The following is a 21,191-nucleotide window of genomic DNA, read 5'->3' on the forward strand; positions in this document are numbered from 1 at the left end:
ACGCCTGAATTATCATACGGAAATAGAGATGGTGCCTATCAATAGAGCAACAGCCGTCATGACGATGACTGCGAGAACCGCCCACTTCAATGCGAATTTTTGATGATCGTCAATAGAAACCCCGACAAGTCCGACAAGCAAATGAGTGGACGGGACAAGCGGGCTCAGCATATGAATGGGCTGGCCGATGATAGAAGCTCTGGCAATTTCCACTTTATCCACACCGTATGCGACGGCCGTTTCTGATAAAATCGGCAGCACCCCGTAGAAATACGCATCATTCGGCATCAGGAATGTGAAAATGCCGCTTGTTAAGGCCACAATCGCCGGGATCAGCCCGCCCATTTGTTCTGGAATCATAGACACGAGCGAAATCGCCATTTCATCAACCATTTTGGTGCCTGTCAAAATCCCTGTAAAAACCCCCGCAGCAAAAATCATCGAGCCAATCGCAAGCACGTTGGTGGAATGCGCCGAAATGCGCTGTCTCTGGTGCTCAAGGTTTGGATAATTCACAATCAGTGCGATGCAGAACGCAATAACAAACAGTACGGTTAAACTGACTTTACCCGATACTAAACATCCTATCAAAGAAAGCGTTAACAATAAATTGAACCACCATAGCTTCGGCCGCTTCCACTCATCTTCAACCGCAGCTGCCGGTTCATTGGCATTGGCCGGCTGTTTCAGTTCAATGACGCCAAGGCGTTTTCGTTCTGCTTTTCCAAGCACATACGCAACCGCAACCATACAAAGCATCCCGCTTGCGATGACAGGAATCATCGGCCCTGTTAGCTCAGCCGGATCAACCCCCAGCGCACTCGCCGCCCGCGGCGTCGCGCCTCCCCACGGAATCGTGTTCATGATCCCCATGCCGACACCCGCGATGCCCGCCAGGATAATCGGCCGGATGCCAAGCAGCAGATAGAGCGGAAGCATCGCGCTTGTCGTAATCATATAAGTGGTCGAGCCATCCCCGTCCAAGGCGACGAGCATCGTGAGAACCGCGGTCCCGACAACAATTTTTAACGGGTCGCCTTTGACCATGCTTAAGATTTTCCCAACCACAGGATCAAACAGTCCTGTATCAATCATAATTCCAAAATATAAAATCGCAAACATTATCATGACCGCAGTCGGCGCTACCTGCTGAATCCCAGAAATCATCATGTCCCCGACTTCAGTAAATCCAAATCCGGCGATGAGCGCAAACACAATCGGCGTCAAAACTAACGCTGTCAGTACAGAGAGCCGTTTTGTCATGATCAATGCCATAAATACGAGCATCATGAGAAAGCCTAAGATTGCTAACACATCCATTCCCCCTTAAATGAATCCGCTTACATTTTTTTCTCCCTTACTCCCCTTTTTGCTTGCCTTTTTGCCATCGTATGGGAAAACCAATCACAAGTAAATAATTTGTTTTTTTTGTATTTTTAAATTTTAAAAACCGTTATGTTCTTTTTGATCATTTCTGGGCACATAAAAAGATAGCGTGATTGATACCCTTTGAAGTCTAGGAAAGGCGAGCATTGGAGCAGACTTTCACAGGATGTGATGACGGTGGCGTTTATGCAGGACGCCCGAGCGATTAGCCGCTGTTCCTTTCATAACTGGTGAGCACCGACGCGCAGACTTGACAATGAATGCGAGGTTTTTTCGACACGAAAAAAATCCCGGACATGCCGGGATCTTAATTTCCTGTCATAATGCTTTGATAAAAAGCGGATTGCTGTTCAAGAAACCGTTTCGTTTCCCTGCTGTTCAAATAAAAGCTTTCCCAGTCCTGTTCGTTTATTTTCCGCTTCCACTCGGGCGAAGATGTGACCTTCTTTAGCGCTTGATCCCAGTAAGAAATCTCTTCCTCCGACATGTTTTTCGGGCCCAAAATCCCTCTCCAATGAGAAAACACAAACGGGATCCCCTGCTCCTTCCACGTCGGTACGTCCGGGAAACCGGAAAGTCTTTTATCAGACGTTACAGCAGCTAACGTGATATCTCCGTGCCGCTCATATGGTTTCGCTTCAGAAAGTGTCATTGAAGCCGCTTCTATCTCATGTCTGATCAGCGCCTGAATGAGCTGTTCACTGCTTTCATACTGCAAAAATTGAATATTAAAAGGGTCAATGCCGTACATATCTGCCGCTCTGACGAACGAAAGCTGATCATCATTGCCAAACCCCGGCGCAAAGCCGATTTTTACCTTACCGGGATTCATCTTAATCTTATTCAGCAAATCCTTGCCGTTTGCTATCGCCGATCCTTTTGGCAAAGCAACCGTATGCCATTCCTTAGAAAGAATGGCAAGCGGGGTAAAATCGCCCGTTTTTAATTTGCTCTGCCCGAGAAGATCATTGCTCAGGATTAAACTGGACGTCATGCTGATGGTCTGTTTACTGCTTTTGTTGACATACTTCCAGCCTTTATCTCCCCCGCCGCCCGGTTTATAGACGATATGAACTTCACCCTTTACGATCTGCTTCTGCCGCAGAACGGATTGGATCGCCTGCGCTGTGACATCCCAGCCGCCAGAAGGCTCGGCGGGGACGACAATTTCAACCGGCCCGTCCGGCAGGCGCGGCGCAGCCGCCTGCCGGATGTCACCCTGCATAAAAAGCAATAGCGCAATCAATAGAATCATACATTTTTTCATATCTAATCCGCCGCCAAATAATATTTTCTCTCCGGCCTGCCGATAATCCCGTACTCAAGCTCGGCTCTTGCTTCTTCCTTTGACACAAGGTACTCTGCATAGCGGCGGGCAGTCGTTCGTGACGCCCCCATTTTTTCCCCAAGCTCTTCCGCTGTCAATCCTTCTGACGCATTCCGAAGCGCTTCCTTAATTTTTCGCAGTGTAATCGAATTAATGCCTGTCGGCAAATCCTCTGCCGGCAAAGATGTCTTCACACCGTTCCCGAATATATGATCGATTAAAGATTGGCTGACCTCCGGCTGAGACAAAAGTAGCTTCCTTTTTTCTTTATACTGAAGCAGCACCTGTCTGAACTTGTCAGCCGTTACGGGTTTGATCAAATAGTGGGCTATCCCGGCCCGGAGCGCTTCTTGTAAATGCCGGGTTTCTGTTGCTGCTGTGATAATCATAATATCCACTTCGGGAAAACGCCTTCGTATCTCAGGTATCAATGTGGTCCCAAGCTCGTCCGGCATATAAATATCCAGCAGAAGCAAATCAGCCCTTTGTTTCTCCAAAAGCGCCATTGTTTCTTTGGCGTTTGCCGCCTTGCCGATAACCTTGAATCCATCAAGCTGTTCAATCAATCTCTCATGGATTTGCGCAACCCGAAAATCATCCTCCGCAATCGCGATGTGAATCAAATGGATTCCCCCTTTGTTTCTCCTTCGGTATAAATACAGTGAATACCGCACCGCCAGTTTTTTGATTCGCCAGTTCAATCCAGCCGCCCAATTCATGCACTGAGTCTTTGACATTGGCCAGACCGTAGCCTCTCTTCATCCCCTTTGAAGAAAAGCCTCTTTGAAACACAGCTTCCATCTTATCGGGCGGCACACCGGGCCCTGTGTCCGATACTTCGATGACAATGTCATGCCCTATATCCGTGATGAAAAACAATACCTCCTTCACGCTTTGATCGGCTACAGCTTCGAAAGCGTTATCAATTAGGTTCCCGATAATCGTAATGAGATGGGACAAGCCGATATGTGCAGGAAGAGGCGCGAGCGAGCTGTTATCATCGATAGCCAGCTTGACCTTTTTTTCCGAAGCTTTGCCCATTTTCCCCAGCAAAATCGCCTGTACCTGCTGTGAATCGATGTTCTTGAATAAAATATCATGCTGTTCATTTTGTATCGCGTATTCTTCTTTAATCAGATCAACGGCTTCATCATACTCCCCAAGCTCAAGCAGCCCTAAGATCGCGTAAAGCTTATTTGAAAATTCATGGGTCTGCGCCCTAAGATCCTCTGAATATTTGCGAACCTCTGTCAGTTTGTCGATCAGTTTTTTCAGCTCTGTTTTCTCCCGGAAACTGACGACAATCCCATACGCCTGCCCGCCTTGAGTCATCACTTTCGTATTGATAATAAAGACTTGATCGTTGACACTTACCTCCTGGTTCGGCAGCATCTCTCCTTGCTCAAGCACATTCTTCAGCCCGGCGCCCGGCATGACATCATCAATAGGAAGATGGATCACAGGCTCGGGAAGCTTCAGCATCTCAGCAGCCGACACGTTCATCATCGTGACGACGCCTTCCCGATTGGTAGCAATAACCCCTTCTCGAATCGCGAAAAGCATTGCATTCCTCTCCCGATAAAGAGACGCGATCTCATGCGGCTCAAGACCAAGCGTATCCTTCCTGATGCTTTTCGCCAGCGCGGCGGCACCGGCAAATCCAAGCAGCAGCACAAGCACAGCGATCACACTCAAATTTCTCAAATGTTTTTTGATGCTTTGCTCTGTCTCCGTTTGCAGAAAATCAACAGATACGCTGCCGATCACTTGGCTGTATCCCTTCTGTTCTTTCATAATCGGGGCGCTCCCTCTGATCACCCGCCGTTCATCCGCTTTTGTTTCAGAAACGTGTGAGCCGCCAAACAAAATTTCTCTGCTGCGCTCCAGCTTCTTTTGGCCGTTTTTGCCCGAGGCGCTCCGAATGCCTCCTTTTTCATCCAAAATATAAATAGCATAAGCGCCAGTCTGTTCTTTCATTTGTTCAATGACCTCTTGCGCCTCTGCCGCATGTCCGCCTTTTCTCTCAATAAGCTCTTTAGCCGGCGGCATATAGGAAATGGTTCTCGCCGTCTGAACCGCAAGCTGCTCAGCCTGTCTTCGTTCTTCCTGTGTATGCTGAACGGCTAACGTAATGGTCAGCACACCAATGACAAAAACCAGCAGAGCCGCAATCAGCCCCATTATTTTTGTTTGCAGAGAAAAATGGAACCGCTTTTTCACCACAGCACCAGCCGTCCTTTCTACCTAGATCATACCATTTTTCATAGGTAATTTTCTTATTTTTCAAAATCCATTATCTTGAAAAGGGCAAAATATTGGAGGAATGTAGATTCGTTGAATGGAGTGAATATAAAAAAAGGCAGACCGCGTCTGCCTTTTTCTTTCTACCATATCCCCAGTACTTTCCACCATAATCCTCCGATCACAAGCCATACGATAATATGGACGATCGAAAGAATAAATCCGATGGACCACCATTTGCTTTGCGAAACATAGCCTGCTCCGAAGAAAACCGGGGCGGCTCCAGCGCCGTAGTGAGTCGTTGACCCGAACAGGTTGCTGAAGAATGCGAGGCTTAGCGCTGCTAAAAGCGGCGGTGCGCCCGCTGCCACGATCACAGCCAAAAATGCTGAATACATCGCGCTAATATGGGCTGTCGCGCTTGCAAAGAAGTAGTGTGAATAGAAATATACAATAATTAAGATTAAGAAGGCCACAATCCAAGAGAATCCTGATACGGATGATTTCATGGCGTTACTGAACCAAGACACCATGCCTAACTCATTCAGGAAGTTGGCCAGCATCACTAGCGCCGCAAACCAAGTGAGCGTATCCCAAGCGCCCTGTTCTTTTTTGATATCATCCCACGTCAGAACCTGTGATAATAAGAGAACAGCCAAACCGATCAATGCGGTGGTGGTTGCGTCGATTTTAAATTTGCCGCCAAAAATCCACAGCACAAGCACCAAAAGAAACACGATCACCATAGAAAGCTCTGACTTTTTGAACGGTCCCATTTCTTTTAGTTTTTCTGTGGCGATTTTCGCCGCATCCGGTGTTTCTTTGATTTCCGGCGGATACAGCTTATAAATCACAAGCGGTGTGATGATTAAGCTTACAAGCCCCGGCACAATCGCGGCGATTGCCCAGCTTGTCCATGTTAAGTCCACCCCTGCGACATCATGGGCCAGCTTGGCAATCAGCGGGTTCGCTGCCATCGCCGTTAAGAACATGGCAGATGTGATCAGGTTTCCCTGAAAACCGGTTTTTAATAAGAAGGCGCCGATTTTTCTCTCTGTTCCATTTGCCGGGCTTGATCCGAATGTTTCGGACAATGATCTGATAATAGGAAAGATAATGCCTCCTGCACGCGCCGTATTACTTGGAATAGCAGGTGAAAGTATTAAATCACTGAACAGCAGTGAATAAGAAAGCCCAAGGGTTTTTTTTCCGAATTTCTGAACGAATACATACGAAATTCTCGCACCGAGTCCGGTTTTGATAAATCCCCGGGAAATAAAGAATGCGATGACGATCAGCCAGATGGTCTTATTCCCGAATCCGCTTAATGTATCCTCAATTGATAGTGTTCCAGTTAGTGCAGTAACCGCCAATGCAAAAATGGCAATTGCACCCATTGGCAAGGGCTTGGAGATAAAGCCGATAATTGTCGCGACAAAGATCGCAAACAAATGCCAAGCTTTAGGTTCAAGTCCGGACGGAGCGGGAATAAACCAGATGATCAATCCCACAGCGACAGTAATAAGCAATGGTACAAGTTTTACTGCTGACTGTTTTCCTGCGTCTTTTTCTGAAGCCATAAATAGATCTCCTCCTATATACTTGTTTTCTAATCCCCTTTCCCATTCTACTCCTTAACTAAATTAATAAATAATTTAATTAATTAAAAAAACACAAAGGTGAGCTGCCCTTTGTGTTTTTCATTTCTTAATTTACTTTACCCGCGCCCGCTTGAGATATAACATTCGATTTCACATTCGCGGAATCATCGATTGTGCCGTGGAGAGATGGTGTCCAGCCGACAGAAGAGCTCAGCCCGTTTGCAGCTGATGCGCTGATCCGCGTGCCATTCAGCAATGTGCCTGAGTCATATAAAACCGTTCCACCCTTAAACACGCTGATTGTTTTCTCAGCTGACAGTCCCGGTACGTCAATGACATTGTTTTGAGCATAGATTTTAGATGACTTGCCGATTCCCCATGCATAACTGAAAGCATATCCGGATGAGCTTTTGCTGCCTTCATAATAGTTGTTGTATACGTGCACTTGCCCGAAGCGGACTCTCGGTGCGCGCTGAACGATATTTTTGTAGCGGTTATGGTGAAGCGTAATTTTTAATTTGCCATCATCGGAGGTTTTGCTGTCGCTTGATCCGAAAATGGAGCTTTTATCATGATCGTGATAATAGTTGTAAGACATCGTGATATAGTTGGCGCCGTTAGAAGCATCTGTTTGGCCGTCATGATGCTGATATTCTCTTCCATAATACTTTGGTGATGTACTGTCAGGACGGGATCCGTCATTAAATGTGCAATGGTCAATCCATATATGCGTGCCGCCGTTTATTGTGATGTTGTCATATTGTGAGTTCCAGTTTCCTGAGCTACCGTCAGTCGGGTCCCATTGCGGAAAATAGTCATAAGCATCCTGGAATTCGATGTTGCGGATGATGACATTATCACTCTTGATTTGGAAGTTTCCGCCCACGATTTTGGCATTTGTCCCTGAACCGACAATCGTTGTATTCGCAGGAATGTCAACCATCACTCTTGCTTTTTGGTTTTTTTGAGAACGTTCTCTGGCTTCTTCCTGTGTGCCGGAAGGCTCTTTTTTGCCCCATGTGCTTGGATCATAAGCTTTTAAATATTTGTTCAAATCGTACTCTGGGTCAGCATAATCATCTGCGTCAAGCGGCTTCAGATTGTCATCAACATTCATGTTAATCGTACCCTTGATGTAAATGATTTTAGGCGTCGTATCCGTTTTCTTGCCTAATGCAGAGACAAGTTGGTTTCTGTTGCTGACGGTATACACGTTCGAGGACGATGCTTTTGATCCGCCTGTCGTGCCGGTCGAGTACGCGCCCCAGCCATCATTTGACCCTAACGTCTGATGGCCTAAATCCGCCGCGTTCGCGCCAGCTGGAGTCAACCCTAAGAATAGGGCCGTAGCTAACATCACTTTTTTCATTCTCTATGAACCCCCAATTTCTATTTTGTGAGATTATATTCCAATTTCTCACAAAGATTATAATAGCAAATTGAGGGGCATGCAGAACCGAAAATGTTCCGCTATCTTATTGCGGCATTCTGCAAACCATACACCGCAAAGACCGCAAAAAACCCAAAAGGCCAAAGTTTGCCTTTTGGGTTATATCCCTGCTTTAAGCCCAGGATTTCACTTTTTCATTATCTGTCACAAAAAGAAGCACTTTCCCTTCATCTAAACGTTTTTCGAATTGAGCGGCCTCATCTTCAGAAAAGCCGATTTCATGAATTTGATTGCGGAGCTCGTCTCCTTTTTTATTAAACATGTTTCCTACCGCGTGCTTGAGACCCGTTTCTTTGGCTCCGATCGTGTTGGCATTCGTGTTGTCTGCCAGCCGTTCCGTTCTGTCATCGTCGTGAGCTAAGACATATACATCCTCTTTCGCGACACCCATTTGCTGTAATTCTTCCACATCCTTCATAAGCTGTTCGTCGTTTGTATACTCTTTTACAACTGGTTTCATTTCAACATTCCTCCTTCATGTTTTCTATGTTTCTTTTATACCCGTTCGCATATTGATAAAACAGATTCCAGAACATTGAGGAGAAAAACAGGAAGAATGGTAGTAGCCATTTATTTTGCGCCCATGGTAAAGTGATAGGAACGACGTATATTTTCAGAAAAGTCAAAATCAAAGAGAAACCGCTGCACGGAGCAAACGATCATGAATGGCTGTCTTTATCCGTACAAGCAGGAGGTATGTCTAATGCAATACTTTTCACCAGAACAGCAATACAATGCATGGATTGTGAGTGATTTAGTCAAACAGATTTTCCATCAGCGGACCGGCTGTTCACCCGGAATTCACGAGCTGGCGGTCTTTGCTGAGGAAAAATTTGAAATCAATATCGACTTTGTTTTCTCGATTATCATGAATATTGGCGACATTGAATTCGCACTCTCAGAAGAAATAGAAAAGAAATTAACCGGCTATCTCGGCGCTCTCCTTCCATATGCCAACGCTGACATGCTTGAAACCTCTAAAGCCAATGCCAATGCGTTTTTATCCCGCAGACACGGCAATGCTGTATACCATTTATTTGTGTCTGATGATGCTTTCATGAAAAAGCAGTAAGCCCGCATCTTTCTTTATTTAAAAAATATTGACATGATGAGTCATGCTATTATAGTGTTTACATATGATAATGATTCTCATTACTAAATCTAAAAAAAGGAAGAATGACATGCGCACCTATTCTAACAAGTTGATTGCCATCATGAGTGTTTTATTAATCGCCTGCTTCATTGTATCGGGCTGTTCATCCAGCCAGAATAACAGCGGAAGCAGCGAAAGCAAGTCTAAGGAATCCAGAGTGATCCAGCACGAAGAAGGAAAAACACCAGTAAGCGGCACACCTAAACGAGTGGTTGTCCTTGAGCTTTCATTCTTGGATGCTGTATACAATCTCGGCATTACGCCGGCTGGCATCGCCGATGACAACAAAAAAGATATGATTAAAAAGCTTGTCGGCAGCTCAATTGATTATACATCTGTAGGCACACGCAGCGAACCGAATCTGGAGGTCATCAGTTCCTTGGAGCCTGATTTAATCATCGCTGACGCTGAGCGCCATAAAAACATTTATAAACAGCTGAAACAAATCGCCCCGACGATAGAATTAAAGAGCCGGGAAGCGACATATGACGAAACGATCGACAGCTTTACAACCATTGCTAAAGCCTTAAATAAAGAAGATGAAGGAAAAGAAAAGCTTGCCGAGCACAACAAAGTCATCAACAATCTAAAAGCGGAACTTCCGAAAGATGAAGACCGCAGCATCGTCCTCGGGGTTGCAAGAGCAGATTCATTCCAGCTTCATACGTCATCATCTTATGACGGAGAAATCTTTAAAATGCTCGGTTTTACACACGCTGTCAAATCGGATAACGCCTATCAAGAGGTCAGCCTCGAGCAACTAAGCAAAATCGACCCGGATATTTTGTTCATTTCAGCCAATGAAGGCAAGACCATTGTAGATGAATGGAAAACGAATCCGCTCTGGAAAAATCTCAAAGCGGTGAAAAACGGACAAGTCTATGATGCGGACCGTGACACTTGGACAAGATTCAGAGGCATCAAGTCTAGTGAAACAAGCGCCAAAGACGTGCTTAAAAAAGTGTATAATAAGTAGGACAATGAGAAGCGAGGGGATATCCTTGCTTCTTCGTTTTTGCAACTAGACGCAGTAAGGAAGTGAGACTGTTGTATCATTCAGCCAAACGGCGTTCATCATCAAGACTGATGATGTTCCTCATCGCACTAATCATTTTGATATTCGGGCTTGGGCTGAATCTTTCAGTAGGAGCCTCAGATATCAGCATCATAGATTCATTGAAATACCTTTTTGTATGGGACGGTTCAAAGGAACAGCTCATCATCTCTACTCTTCGCCTTCCCCGCACATTAATCGGCGTTTTCGTCGGCGCCAGCCTGGCCGTAGCAGGGGCGCTGATGCAGGCCATGACCAGAAACCCTTTGGCTTCGCCTCAAATTTTCGGTGTAAATGCGGGTGCGTCTCTTTTTGTTGTTGCCGCTCTCGTCATTCTGCCGGCATCGCCCTATTCCTCCGTTGTATTCGCTTTTGCGGGTGCGGCCGCAGGAGGCGCGATTGTGTATACGATTGCCTCATCCGGCGGAATGACACCTGTCAAGCTGGCGCTGTCAGGAATGGCGGTGCATTTGTTCCTCTCCTCCATGACACAGGCCATCATTATTTTAAATGAGTCGGGAGAGGATGTTCTGTACTGGATGACAGGCGCGATAGACGGCAGCAATTGGCAGGACGTCATGACCATCGCTCCGTTTTCTGTCATCGGCATCGGGCTGGCCCTCATGTTTTCCGGTTCTATTTCTGTTCTCGGTCTCGGTGACGAAACGGCAAAAGGGCTTGGGCAAAATATGAACGGCATCCGGATTCTGATTAGTTTTGTCATTTTAATTCTTTCCGGCGCTTCCGTAGCCGTCGCCGGGCCGATCGGCTTTGTCGGACTGCTCGTTCCGCATATTGTCCGCAAGCTAATCGGAGAACATTATCAATATGTGCTTCCGTTTTCAGCGCTGTTCGGTGCTATTTTGCTGGTGTACGCAGATGTTCTGGCCAGATGGATCGCCTTTCCTTATGAATCACCGGTCGGCATTGTCACCGCGATTATCGGAACACCATTCTTCTTATATTTGGCAAGGAAAGGGCGAAATCTGAAATGAAGAAAACAACCAGAAAGCAAAAACGCCCCTTGCTGGCGATACTCATATTGGCCGTGCTTCTGATCGTTCTGTCTATCATCAGCATCGGCTTCGGTGCATTATACATTTCCCCGGATGCAGTGGTGACGAATTTGCTTGGCATGGATCAATCCTTTGAATTCATCATCCAGCAATACCGCCTTCCACGGATACTCTTAGCGATTTTGGCCGGTGCCGGACTGGCCGCGGCCGGAGTGATTTTGCAGGGCGTCATCCGCAATCCGCTCGCTTCCCCTGACGTTGTCGGCATTTCAAAGGGGTCCGGACTCGCGGCGATGGCAGTGATTCTAATGTTTCCTGAATCGCCGGTGTACGTGCTTCCGTTCTCTGCATTTGCCGGAGCAGCCATTATTGCTGTACTATTGTTAATGATCGCCCGAAAAAAAGGCATTCAGCCCTCTTCATTGGCTTTATCAGGCATCGCATTAGGCGCGGTCTGCCATGCCGGGATGCAATATATGATGGTCAAGTTTCCGGGCGACGTGAATGCTGCACTCATTTGGCTGACAGGCAGCCTCTGGGGAAGAAATTGGGAAGAAGTCAAGCTGCTTGCGCCATGGCTATTGATTCTTTTGCCGATCATCTGCATTCTCATACCGAAACTGGATCTTATGTCACTCGGTGATGAGCTTGCTCAGGGTCTCGGCGAAAACGCAAACCGGCTGCGGTTCATTCTGATTTTCACCGCGGTTGCACTGGCGGGAAGCTGTGTAGCCGTCGTCGGCTCAATCGGTTTTATCGGCTTGCTTGCCCCGCATATCGCCAGACGGCTTACCGGAGAAAAAGCTAAATATTTACTGCCTGCATCGGCATTGATTGGTGCTATTATCTTATTAATTGCAGATACGTTAGGGCGCAGCATCATGCCTCCGGTTGAAATACCTGCCGGAATATTAACAGCCGTGATCGGCGCGCCTTATTTCTTATATTTATTGAAATTCGAAGCGAGGAAACAGTAGGGAGAGGATACCATGGGAAAACTGGCTGCAGACCAGCTCACTCTTTCATATGACAGCACGGTAATTATTGACGGAGTCGACTTAAAGATAGAAGAAGGAAAAATCACTGCGCTTATCGGTGCCAATGGCTGCGGGAAATCAACAATCCTCAAATCGCTCGCCAGGCTGATGGCTCCAAAAAGCGGTACGGTCCTATTGGAAGGAAAAGATATACACCGCCAGCCGTCAAAAGAAGTCGCCAAAAAGCTGGCCATTCTTCCTCAATCGCCTCAGGCGCCTGAAGGATTGACAGTGGAGGAATTATGCTATTTTGGCAGACATCCTCATAAAAAGCTATTATCCAAGCACACCCAAGAGGATCACGATATGGTAGAGTGGGCGCTGAAAGCAACGGGAATGATTGAGCTGAAAGAACGGACACTGGATGCCCTCTCAGGCGGCCAAAGACAAAGAGCATGGATTTCCATGGCGCTTGCTCAAGGCACTGATTTACTTTTGCTTGATGAACCGACCACGTATTTAGACATTTCACACCAGATTGAAGTGCTTGAACTGCTGAAAAAGCTAAACCGCGATCACGGCCGCACCGTTGTGATGGTACTCCATGATTTAAACCAGGCCGCTCAATATGCGGACTATCTGATCAGTGTGCTGGACGGAAAAATATACAATGCCGGCACTCCGGAAGATGTGTTTACCCAGCCGTTTTTCCGTGAAGTCTTCGGCTTGGAATGCTGCATCATGAGAAGCCCGATCGACCAGAAGCCCATGTGCCTGCCGACGGGGCTGTGCCCGAAATTACGGGCGAAATGAAAGGAGAGGGATTTCTCTGGGGCTGTCGAGAAACTTGACAGCCTCCATTTTCCCTTATAATATTTCAATCTCACATTTAATTGATGATAAACTTAAAAAACATGTTATTCTTCTCATCACGAGATATTCTTAACATAAAGTTAAATTTGTTCTTTTTGACCAACTTGTTAAAGTTGTATCTTAGTAAACTTTTGTCAAAGTCTCTAACCTAAAGTCATTAATAAATGGCTTTATTAGTAATGGGCCCATTAATTGATTCTCTAATTTTATATACTGGAATATTCTTTACGCATCTAATTCCCATTTCATTGTGTCGACAGAAAGGAATATCTTTTGCTCTATAGGAAGGGAACATTAAGCCTGGGTGAGAGAAGAATGATCCTCCTTTTAGAACCGCAAATGAGTTAACACTATTAAATGGTACATTCTTAAAGATAGGATGGAAAACTCTCTTTGTTTTAAGTTCACTTCTAGTCCATTCCCATGTTCCTCCGATCATACCGCATACTCCATAGGAACTTTCATTATTTTGTTCAAAAATATTACTTGTTAAATGATTTAATTCTGTATCTGTATAAGCCTTTAATAAATTTTCTCTCCAGGATTTTAAAGAAGTAATGGGTTCATTATAAAGACTTCCAGCATATTGAACCTTTGCAGGATCAAATTTATCTCCCCAAGGCCAGGTATTACCTTTTTCGCCTCGAGCAGCTTTTTCCCATTGAAACTCTGTTGGCAATTCTTTTCCCTTATATCTTGCGTAAGCAAATGCATCATAAAAATCGATACCTGTAACGGGATGATTATCTAAATACCTATCATCCCAATATGTATTTCTTCTATGTTGTTTATTTTGCGGTTCACTAGGATGACAGAATATATGCCCATTTTCCTCTATGAACTCGGTAAAGATATCATAATCTTTATTTGTAACAGGATACTTATCAATAAAAAATGGAGGTAACCATACTTTTTGTCTAGGAACAGCATCTCTCCAATCAAATGTTTTGTCAGGAATTTCATTTTCATTTAAGCCGAATTCGAAAAAGCCGCCTGGAATTAAAATCATCCCTTCTTCTTCTGTTTTTTCGAATTCTTCTATTAGACTTTGCGGAATTTTTTCTTCAAAGTCAAAGTTATTAGGAAGGATACCATTTTGATCAAAATAATTTTTAAGCATTACTAGTTCTTCATATTTTTCAACACCGAATATATCTAATAATGTACTTAATACTTTTTGCGCCCCTAATCCCACAGGTTTTTTAGGGTAACTTATACTTTCTCGGACATCATCAATGATTGAAGACAAATATGCTACCGATTCTTCAATTTTATGATTTGCACAGACATCCATTGCTTTAAAAGAAACTAAATCATCCGGGTCCTGTGTTAGATTTATTATAGTTTCTACAGCAGAGAAATAAGGTACCCATTTTTCAACGAAATCAATTAATCTATACCTTACGTAAGTATTCGGATAAGCAATACACATACCGAACACATTTTCAGCTGCTACAGGGTGTTGAATTTTATTTAGTAGAGGCATAATTCTATTATTGATTAAACTCTTAAAATCATTTTTTTTATTTTCTGGAACAGAAATGATAAGTTCTTCAACTTCAATTAATATTTCTATATCTTTATTGTAAATTGATTTATGATCTTGCATTAATAGAGTCAATTTACGATAACCTCCCGATTTGTTTATTTAAATAAGGAATAGCATTTAAATGCTATTCCCTGAGTGTCTACCATTTTGCATTAGTATAAAGAACCGGGCTAACAATCGAATTTCTCCAGTTTTTTCTTAATTTTTTCATGGTTTTCCCCCCTTATTAAGATATGTAGTTCTCTAATTATTGTTGGAATAGTCAGAGAACTTAAATAGATAATAACAATATATTGGATAAAAGTAAATAGTTTACAAGGAAATTTTTTCTTTACATTTGTTATTTTAAGGTGTTTAAATATGTTTAGGCTCTTTTTCGAAAAAGTTATTTCAAGGGAGGATACATATGAGTAAAGGTTATTATTCTATTTTATTTAGCCAGACCACAACAAATTTGGGTTTTTCTCTATATACTATGGTAGTGATTTCGTTTTTGTTTAAAATGACCAATTCAACAACCATCGCCTCTATGGTGACATTAATAAGTATTATTTTTCGTATTTTTGGAAGTGCTATATTACCATTAATAACAATTCGATTAAAACTGCATCTTACAATAATTATTTCTCAATTGATACAAATGCTGTTGTTAATATGTTTGTTCTATTCTTTATTAAGAACTTACTCTAATCAAACACTCATTTTAGTCTTTATTATTATTAGCTGTATTTCCTTTTTTAATGGATGGTTCTCACCTTTAAAAAGTGCAATTATAGGGGAAATAATCTCTCCTGATAAAAGAGTAAAGGCAAATGGATTATTATCTACAGTGGATCAAACTTTTCAATTTGTAGGCTGGTCTTTAGGTGGTCTCATAATTGCATTTTTAGGTGAGGGATATACCATTACACTTACTATCTCTTTGTTGTTTACATCTCTTATTTCTCTTATATTTTGTCTACCACACGGCCACGCTAATTCTGTCATACGTGAAAAAAATTCTCCTAATAAGAGTATAGTAAGTGGTTGGCGGTATTTATTTAGCCAAAAGAAACTTAGAACAATTATTATTATGGATTTAATTGAGTCATGGGCAGGAATGATTTGGATAGGGTCTGTCTCTTTAGCTTTCGTTAACGAAGTGTTGCATAAAGGTGAATCATGGTGGGGATTTATTAATGGAGCATACTATTTAGGTTCAATGATAGGGGGATTTATAATATATAAACTGTCGGGGAGGTTTCAAGGTAAGTTAATTAATTTTATGTTAATTGGTGCTTTCTCGTATGGAAGTTTAACTTTAATATACGGCTTTATAAATAACCCATACTTAGCACTATTATTGGTTCTCTTTATGGGGCCAGCTTTTATCTTAAGGGATCTAACACAAGAAACATTTATTCAGAACATAACAACCGAGCAAACTCGAATTAATATAATGTCTGCAAGGGCTTCTTTAGTACAGTTCATTTTTATGTTTTCAATTCTGGCTATAGGGGCTATTTCAGATTTCCTTGGGGTTCGTTTAGTTTATGTTTCAGCAGGTATTCTTTTATTGGTGTCCGCAATATATGGGTTTTCTCAATTACAATTTAAGAAAAAGGTAAATAAACATATAAGCTTTTAATAAACATCTAAATTTAATTAATATGTGTTCGTTTACTTTTTTGCGTGTTTTATTAATAAGTAAACATTACTTAGTTGACCAAAAGAAAATGGTCGATTACAATCGATTGTCTGTTTCAGAAAAACTCAGCATAAAAGAGAAAAAATTGAGCGAAGCTTTGCAGATGTAAAACAATTGCATAGGCTTTGCTATTGCAGATTGATGGGAAAGCAAAATGTGAACGGCTAAGCTCCCCATCGCAGATGCTTGCAAGAATATGAAGGTGAATCCACATACACACTAGCCAACCTTAGCTAGGTGTGCAGAAGCTCTTTTTCTGTTCTCTAATAATGATAAATGACTAAAAAGAACTTTTAAAACAAAAAAAGCTTGTCGAAAGCATAAGTTCCTCTATAACCTTTTTTGTATGCCTTACCTTTTGTATTTCTCCTCCTCTCCATGTTACATTGGTGTCAATCAAGTGATAGGAGGATGAAAATGACAGCATCTCAGCAACAAATTCAATTAGCAAAACGTCCGCAAGGTGTTCCCGTTCATGAAGACTTTCGATTTGAAACCATTCCGGTCCCCGAGCCGAAACAAGGGGAAGTGCTTGTCAAAACGCTTTATGTATCCGTTGACCCTTATATGCGCGGCCGTATGCAGGATACGAAGTCATATGTTGAGCCCTTCGCCTTGGATGAACCGCTCTCTGGCGGGGTGATCGCTGAAGTCGTGTCAGACGGTGAGCATCTGAAAAAAGGCGATATCGCCATCGGAAACCTCAGCTGGCAGGAATTTTCCGCTGTAAGCGAGTCTGCCTTGCGAAAAATTGATACAAGCCTCGCTCCCGCTTCGGCCTATCTCGGCATTTTAGGAATGACCGGCTTGACGGCATATTTTGGACTGCTGGACATCGGGCGCCCGAAAGAAGGCGAAACCGTGGTTGTCTCCGGGGCTGCGGGAGCCGTCGGTTCAACGGTTGGACAAATTGCCAAAATCAAAGGCGCGCGAGTTGTCGGCATCGCGGGCTCTGATGAAAAAATCGCCTATTTAAAACAGGAGCTGCAGTTTGACGAAGCCATCAATTACAAAACAGCTGATGATATTCAAAAAGCACTTGAAAACGCTTGTCCTGACGGTGTCGACGTATACTTTGACAATGTCGGCGGGCCGATTTCAGATGCGGTCATGAACCTGCTCAATGAATTTGCCCGCATTCCGGTGTGCGGTGCCATTTCTTCCTATAATGCGGAAAGCGAAGCGGATGACATGGGCCCCCGCGTCCAATCGAAGCTGATCAAAACGAAGTCGCTGATGCAAGGGTTTATCGTAGGCGACTACTCCGACCGTTTTCCTGAAGGAGCAAAACAGCTGGCCGAATGGCTGAAGGATGGAAAGCTTCATTACGAGGAAACCATCACAGAAGGCTTCGAAAACATTCCTGACGCGTTTCTCGGCTTGTTTAAAGGCGAAAATAAAGGAAAACAGCTGATCAAAGTCAGTGATCCGAGCTGATATGATAATGAAAACAAGGAGGGCTTTTCGCCCTCCTTTTGTTTTTGTATGAGGTCAGCTACGAAGAATCAAAGTGAGAAAGCCATCTTCATCAGGTTCAGTGTCTTCCAACGTAAATCCCGCTGCTTGAAAGCAAGCCACACTAATTTGATTGTCTTCTTCAATGCATGCGGCCCATTCCCGTACTCTCGTCAAATCAGGATGATTACGCAGGTTTTGCAATATCTGTTTTCCATACCCTTGAAGCCGGTACAAAGGATTGACGATCAATCCAATATACGCCCGCTGCTCCACGAACTCCATAACGACCATTCCCGCCGGCAGCTGCCCGTCATATGCCATGATGACAGAATCGTTTTCATCTTCATTCACTCGTGCATACCACACATCTAATGGCAACATCCCATCCATTCTCCGCCTGGTATCCTCATTTCGGAACCAGTGTTCAATGATTTTCAGCTCAGGCTCCTTCACTATTTGAAATCTGTCTATTGAAGCCATCTCCCCACCCCCGCGCATAACCTTTTCTATTATTTTACAACAAAAAAGAAGGGCTTTTCGCCCTCCTTTTTATTTCGTTTTCAGTTTTCCGCCTGCATACACAGCTTCACTCAGCTCCACACCAAGCTTCTTCGCCATTTTCTTCAGCTTTGACTCTTCCAGTTTTGTGACGAGGCTCAGTACGTTCCCTTCTTTCCCAGCCCGGCCTGTTCGGCCTGATCTGTGAACGTAGCCGTCTTCGTCAGGAATATCGGCATGAATCACGTACGGCAGGTTTTCAATGTCCAAGCCGCGTGCGGCAATGTCAGTCGCCAATAAGAGCGGGAATTCCCCGTCTTCGAATGCGGCAATGATTTTCGCACGCTCCATTTTTTTCGCTTCACTGTGCAGCACGCCGAGATCGACATGGTGATACTCCAGCTTTTCCGCATACACACTCAGGTTGCCGATATCTCTTACAAACACGAGCGCCTGCATGCCCTGAAGTCTTGACAGCTTTTGCAGCAGCTTCACTTTGTCACGCTGGTCGCAAATCAGATATTGATGTTTCACTTTCCCAGCTTCCGCCTTGCTTCGCTGCACCTTCAACACCTCAGGATCATGCGCCAATTCGCGGAGCACGTCCTCTGTTTCCTGTTTGAGCGTGGCAGAAAAACATAGAAGCTGCCGATCTCTTAATGTCGTTTTAATAATTTGCTTGATCGTTTCGCGATGCTCCGGCAGGATAAGTTGATCCGTTTCATCAAGCACGATCGTTTTCACTTCATGCATCTTTAATTTCTTCGCTTTAATCAGTTCAAACACCCTGCCTGGCGTGCCGACAATGATATGCGGATGTTTCTTCAGCTTTTCGACCTGCTTCTTCACATTCGCCCCGCCGATTAAGGAAGCCGCGCGCAGCTCTGAGCCCGCTTTCCAATCCTGAATCACCTGAAAGATCTGCATCACCAGCTCACGCGAAGGCGCTAAGATCACTGTCTGCGGATGCTTCTGATCTGGTTTGATCCGCTCCATGACCGGAAGCGCGTACGCCAGCGTCTTGCCTGTGCCTGTCGGCGATTCCGCGATGACATCCTTTCCGTCCATAATCAGCTGAGCCGCCTTTTCCTGAACAGGAGTTGGCTTTTGAAAGCCGGAAGCATTCCAATTCTCTTGTATAAATGATTGTGCATTATGTAAAAATGGCCAAGTTTGCGTCATTTTTGTTCTCCTCAATTCGTGAAATCTATTCCATAGTATCTCAAAAGCTCGCCCAGAACGCAATTTTTCTTTTTCTTTCCTATACCTTTCAACATTCCGATTCCTCCTTTATAATCATAAGGGTGAATAATACACGCCGATTGTGCGTGTTTGATAAATGATAGAGGTGTAAATATGAGTATTTTATCTGTAAAGGATTTAAGTCACGGCTTCGGTGACCGGGCCATTTTTAATAACGTCTCCTTCCGCCTGTTAAAAGGCGAGCACGTCGGGCTGATCGGCGCAAACGGTGAAGGAAAATCCACCTTCATGAATATTATTACCGGAAAGCTTGAACCTGATGAGGGAAAAGTCGAATGGTCAAAAAATGTCCGTGTCGGCTATCTGGATCAGCATACCGTGCTGGAAAAAGGAAAATCCATTCGTGATGTCCTAAAAGACGCGTTCCATTATTTATTTGCGATGGAAGAGGAAATGAACGAGATTTACAACAAAATGGGCGAAGCTGATCCCGATGAACTCGATAAGCTGCTTGAAGAAGTCGGCGTGATTCAAGACGCGCTGACGAATAATGATTTTTATGTCATTGATTCTAAGGTGGAAGAAATCGCCCGGGGACTCGGTTTGAGCGATATCGGATTGGAGCGTGATGTCACCGATTTGAGCGGCGGACAGCGCACCAAGGTTCTTCTCGCCAAGCTTCTCCTTGAAAAACCGGAAATTCTGCTTCTCGATGAGCCGACCAACTATCTTGATGAGCAGCATATTGAGTGGCTGAAACGCTACCTGCAGGAATACGAGAACGCGTTTATCCTGATTTCCCATGACATTCCGTTCTTAAACAGCGTCATCAACCTGATTTATCATGTTGAAAATCAAGAGCTCACACGCTATGTCGGTGACTACCATCAGTTTATGGAAGTCTACGAGGTGAAGAAACAGCAGCTTGAAGCAGCCTACAAAAAGCAGCAGCAAGAAGTCGCCGAGCTGAAGGATTTCGTTGCCCGCAACAAAGCCCGTGTCAGCACGAGAAACATGGCGATGTCCCGCCAAAAGAAACTCGATAAGATGGATATGATCGAGCTTGCGGCAGAAAAGCCAAAACCGGAATTCCACTTCAAGCCGGCAAGAACGTCAGGCAAGCTGATTTTTGAAACGAAGGATCTGGTGATCGGTTACGATTCCCCGCTGTCACGCCCGCTCAATCTCCGCATGGAGCGCGGCCAAAAAATCGCCCTTTACGGCGCGAACGGGATCGGAAAAACGACCTTGCTGAAAAGCCTGCTTGGCGAAATCCAGCCGCTTGAAGGCTCGGTTGAACGCGGCGAGCACCTTTTTACTGGCTATTTCGAGCAAGAGGTCAAGGAATCAAACAACAATACGTGCATCGAAGAGGTATGGAGCGAATTCCCTTCTTACACGCAGTACGAAATCCGAGCCGCTCTGGCCAAATGCGGACTGACGACAAAACATATCGAAAGCCGCGTATCCGTATTAAGCGGGGGCGAAAAAGCGAAAGTCAGATTGTGCAAGCTGATCAATTCAGAAACAAACCTGCTGGTGCTCGATGAGCCGACAAACCACTTGGATGTCGACGCGAAGGAAGAGCTCAAGCGCGCGCTCAAAGAATACAAAGGCTCGATTCTGCTCATTTCCCACGAACCAGAGTTTTATATGGATATCGCGACAGAAACGTGGAACTGCGAGTCTTGGACGACGAAAGTGCTTTAAATTGTAGA

18 protein-coding genes are annotated in these 21,191 nt (G+C 44.4%); 8 read left to right on the forward strand and 10 right to left on the reverse strand.

Annotated features, from left to right (window positions below; translation table 11 throughout):
• Window positions 1–12: 12 nt before the first annotated feature.
• The 7 genes from citM to ACMX2I_RS17920 form a co-directional block, all read right to left on the reverse strand.
• Window positions 13–1,314: a citrate transporter CitM gene (gene citM / locus ACMX2I_RS17890; RefSeq protein ID WP_414957770.1), complete on the reverse strand. Its 1,302-nt coding sequence runs from the start codon at window positions 1,312–1,314 to the stop codon at window positions 13–15.
• Window positions 1,315–1,693: 379 nt separating this feature from the next.
• Window positions 1,694–2,653, reverse strand: coding sequence for a tripartite tricarboxylate transporter substrate binding protein (locus ACMX2I_RS17895; RefSeq protein ID WP_414957772.1), 960 nt, complete (start codon window positions 2,651–2,653; stop codon window positions 1,694–1,696).
• 2 nt (window positions 2,654–2,655) lie between these two features.
• Complete coding sequence (locus ACMX2I_RS17900; RefSeq protein ID WP_215798052.1) at window positions 2,656–3,336, reverse strand: response regulator; 681 nt, start codon at window positions 3,334–3,336, stop codon at window positions 2,656–2,658.
• Window positions 3,308–4,936, reverse strand: a complete 1,629-nt coding sequence (locus ACMX2I_RS17905; protein ID WP_414957773.1) for an ATP-binding protein — start codon at window positions 4,934–4,936, stop codon at window positions 3,308–3,310. Before ACMX2I_RS17905 ends, ACMX2I_RS17900 begins: the two co-directional genes overlap by 29 nt.
• 161 nt (window positions 4,937–5,097) lie before the next feature.
• Window positions 5,098–6,534 (reverse strand): anion permease, encoded by a 1,437-nt coding sequence (locus ACMX2I_RS17910; RefSeq protein WP_289346679.1) that lies wholly within the window; start codon window positions 6,532–6,534, stop codon window positions 5,098–5,100.
• Between the two features lie 127 nt (window positions 6,535–6,661).
• Complete coding sequence (locus ACMX2I_RS17915; protein ID WP_414957775.1) at window positions 6,662–7,924, reverse strand: pectate lyase; 1,263 nt, start codon at window positions 7,922–7,924, stop codon at window positions 6,662–6,664.
• 193 nt (window positions 7,925–8,117) lie between these two features.
• The gene (locus ACMX2I_RS17920; RefSeq protein WP_010330324.1) at window positions 8,118–8,465 is read right to left on the reverse strand and encodes a general stress protein; all 348 of its coding nucleotides are present in this window, start codon (window positions 8,463–8,465) and stop codon (window positions 8,118–8,120) included.
• Window positions 8,466–8,708: 243 nt separating this feature from the next.
• On the opposite strand from ACMX2I_RS17920, the gene ACMX2I_RS17925 reads away from it, so the two are divergent.
• From ACMX2I_RS17925 to yfmF, 5 genes are all read left to right on the forward strand, one after another.
• Complete coding sequence (locus ACMX2I_RS17925; RefSeq protein WP_414957777.1) at window positions 8,709–9,077, forward strand: DUF3212 family protein; 369 nt, start codon at window positions 8,709–8,711, stop codon at window positions 9,075–9,077.
• A 109-nt stretch (window positions 9,078–9,186) separates the two neighbouring features.
• The gene (yfmC, locus tag ACMX2I_RS17930; protein WP_414957779.1) at window positions 9,187–10,134 is read left to right on the forward strand and encodes a Fe(3+)-citrate ABC transporter substrate-binding protein YfmC; all 948 of its coding nucleotides are present in this window, start codon (window positions 9,187–9,189) and stop codon (window positions 10,132–10,134) included.
• 71 nt (window positions 10,135–10,205) lie between these two features.
• On the forward strand, window positions 10,206–11,207 hold the full coding sequence (fecD, locus tag ACMX2I_RS17935; protein ID WP_087992527.1) for a Fe(3+) dicitrate ABC transporter permease FecD: 1,002 nt from the start codon (window positions 10,206–10,208) through the stop codon (window positions 11,205–11,207).
• Entirely contained in the window at window positions 11,204–12,205 is a 1,002-nt protein-coding gene (gene yfmE, locus ACMX2I_RS17940; protein ID WP_414957780.1) for a Fe(3+)-citrate ABC transporter permease YfmE, read from the forward strand. Before fecD ends, yfmE begins: the two co-directional genes overlap by 4 nt.
• Window positions 12,206–12,217: 12 nt before the next feature.
• Window positions 12,218–13,018: a Fe(3+)-citrate ABC transporter ATP-binding protein YfmF gene (gene yfmF, locus ACMX2I_RS17945; RefSeq protein WP_289346674.1), complete on the forward strand. Its 801-nt coding sequence runs from the start codon at window positions 12,218–12,220 to the stop codon at window positions 13,016–13,018.
• A gap of 217 nt (window positions 13,019–13,235) precedes the next feature.
• Here yfmF and ACMX2I_RS17950 read toward each other — a convergent pair whose 3' ends face one another.
• Entirely contained in the window at window positions 13,236–14,699 is a 1,464-nt protein-coding gene (locus ACMX2I_RS17950) for a formylglycine-generating enzyme family protein (RefSeq protein WP_333562082.1), read from the reverse strand.
• Between the two features lie 334 nt (window positions 14,700–15,033).
• Between ACMX2I_RS17950 and ACMX2I_RS17955 the strand changes: the two genes are divergently transcribed.
• Together ACMX2I_RS17955 and ACMX2I_RS17960 are read left to right on the forward strand one after the other, a co-directional pair.
• Entirely contained in the window at window positions 15,034–16,254 is a 1,221-nt protein-coding gene (locus ACMX2I_RS17955; protein WP_414957783.1) for an MFS transporter, read from the forward strand.
• Between the two features lie 477 nt (window positions 16,255–16,731).
• A complete protein-coding gene (locus ACMX2I_RS17960; protein WP_414957784.1) occupies window positions 16,732–17,751 on the forward strand; it encodes an NADP-dependent oxidoreductase in 1,020 nt (339 codons plus the stop codon).
• A gap of 54 nt (window positions 17,752–17,805) precedes the next feature.
• Here the strand turns inward: ACMX2I_RS17960 and ACMX2I_RS17965 are convergent, their stop codons facing one another.
• Window positions 17,806–18,252: a GNAT family N-acetyltransferase gene (locus tag ACMX2I_RS17965; RefSeq protein ID WP_414957786.1), complete on the reverse strand. Its 447-nt coding sequence runs from the start codon at window positions 18,250–18,252 to the stop codon at window positions 17,806–17,808.
• 69 nt (window positions 18,253–18,321) lie between these two features.
• Window positions 18,322–19,452, reverse strand: coding sequence for a DEAD/DEAH box helicase (locus ACMX2I_RS17970; protein ID WP_414957788.1), 1,131 nt, complete (start codon window positions 19,450–19,452; stop codon window positions 18,322–18,324).
• A gap of 174 nt (window positions 19,453–19,626) precedes the next feature.
• Between ACMX2I_RS17970 and ACMX2I_RS17975 the strand changes: the two genes are divergently transcribed.
• Entirely contained in the window at window positions 19,627–21,183 is a 1,557-nt protein-coding gene (locus ACMX2I_RS17975) for an ABC-F family ATP-binding cassette domain-containing protein (RefSeq protein WP_414957790.1), read from the forward strand.
• The last annotated feature ends 8 nt before the right edge of the window (window positions 21,184–21,191 follow it).

Source organism: Bacillus sp. SW14 (assembly GCF_047608225.1).
Taxonomy (GTDB): domain Bacteria; phylum Bacillota; class Bacilli; order Bacillales; family Bacillaceae; genus Bacillus; species Bacillus subtilis_G.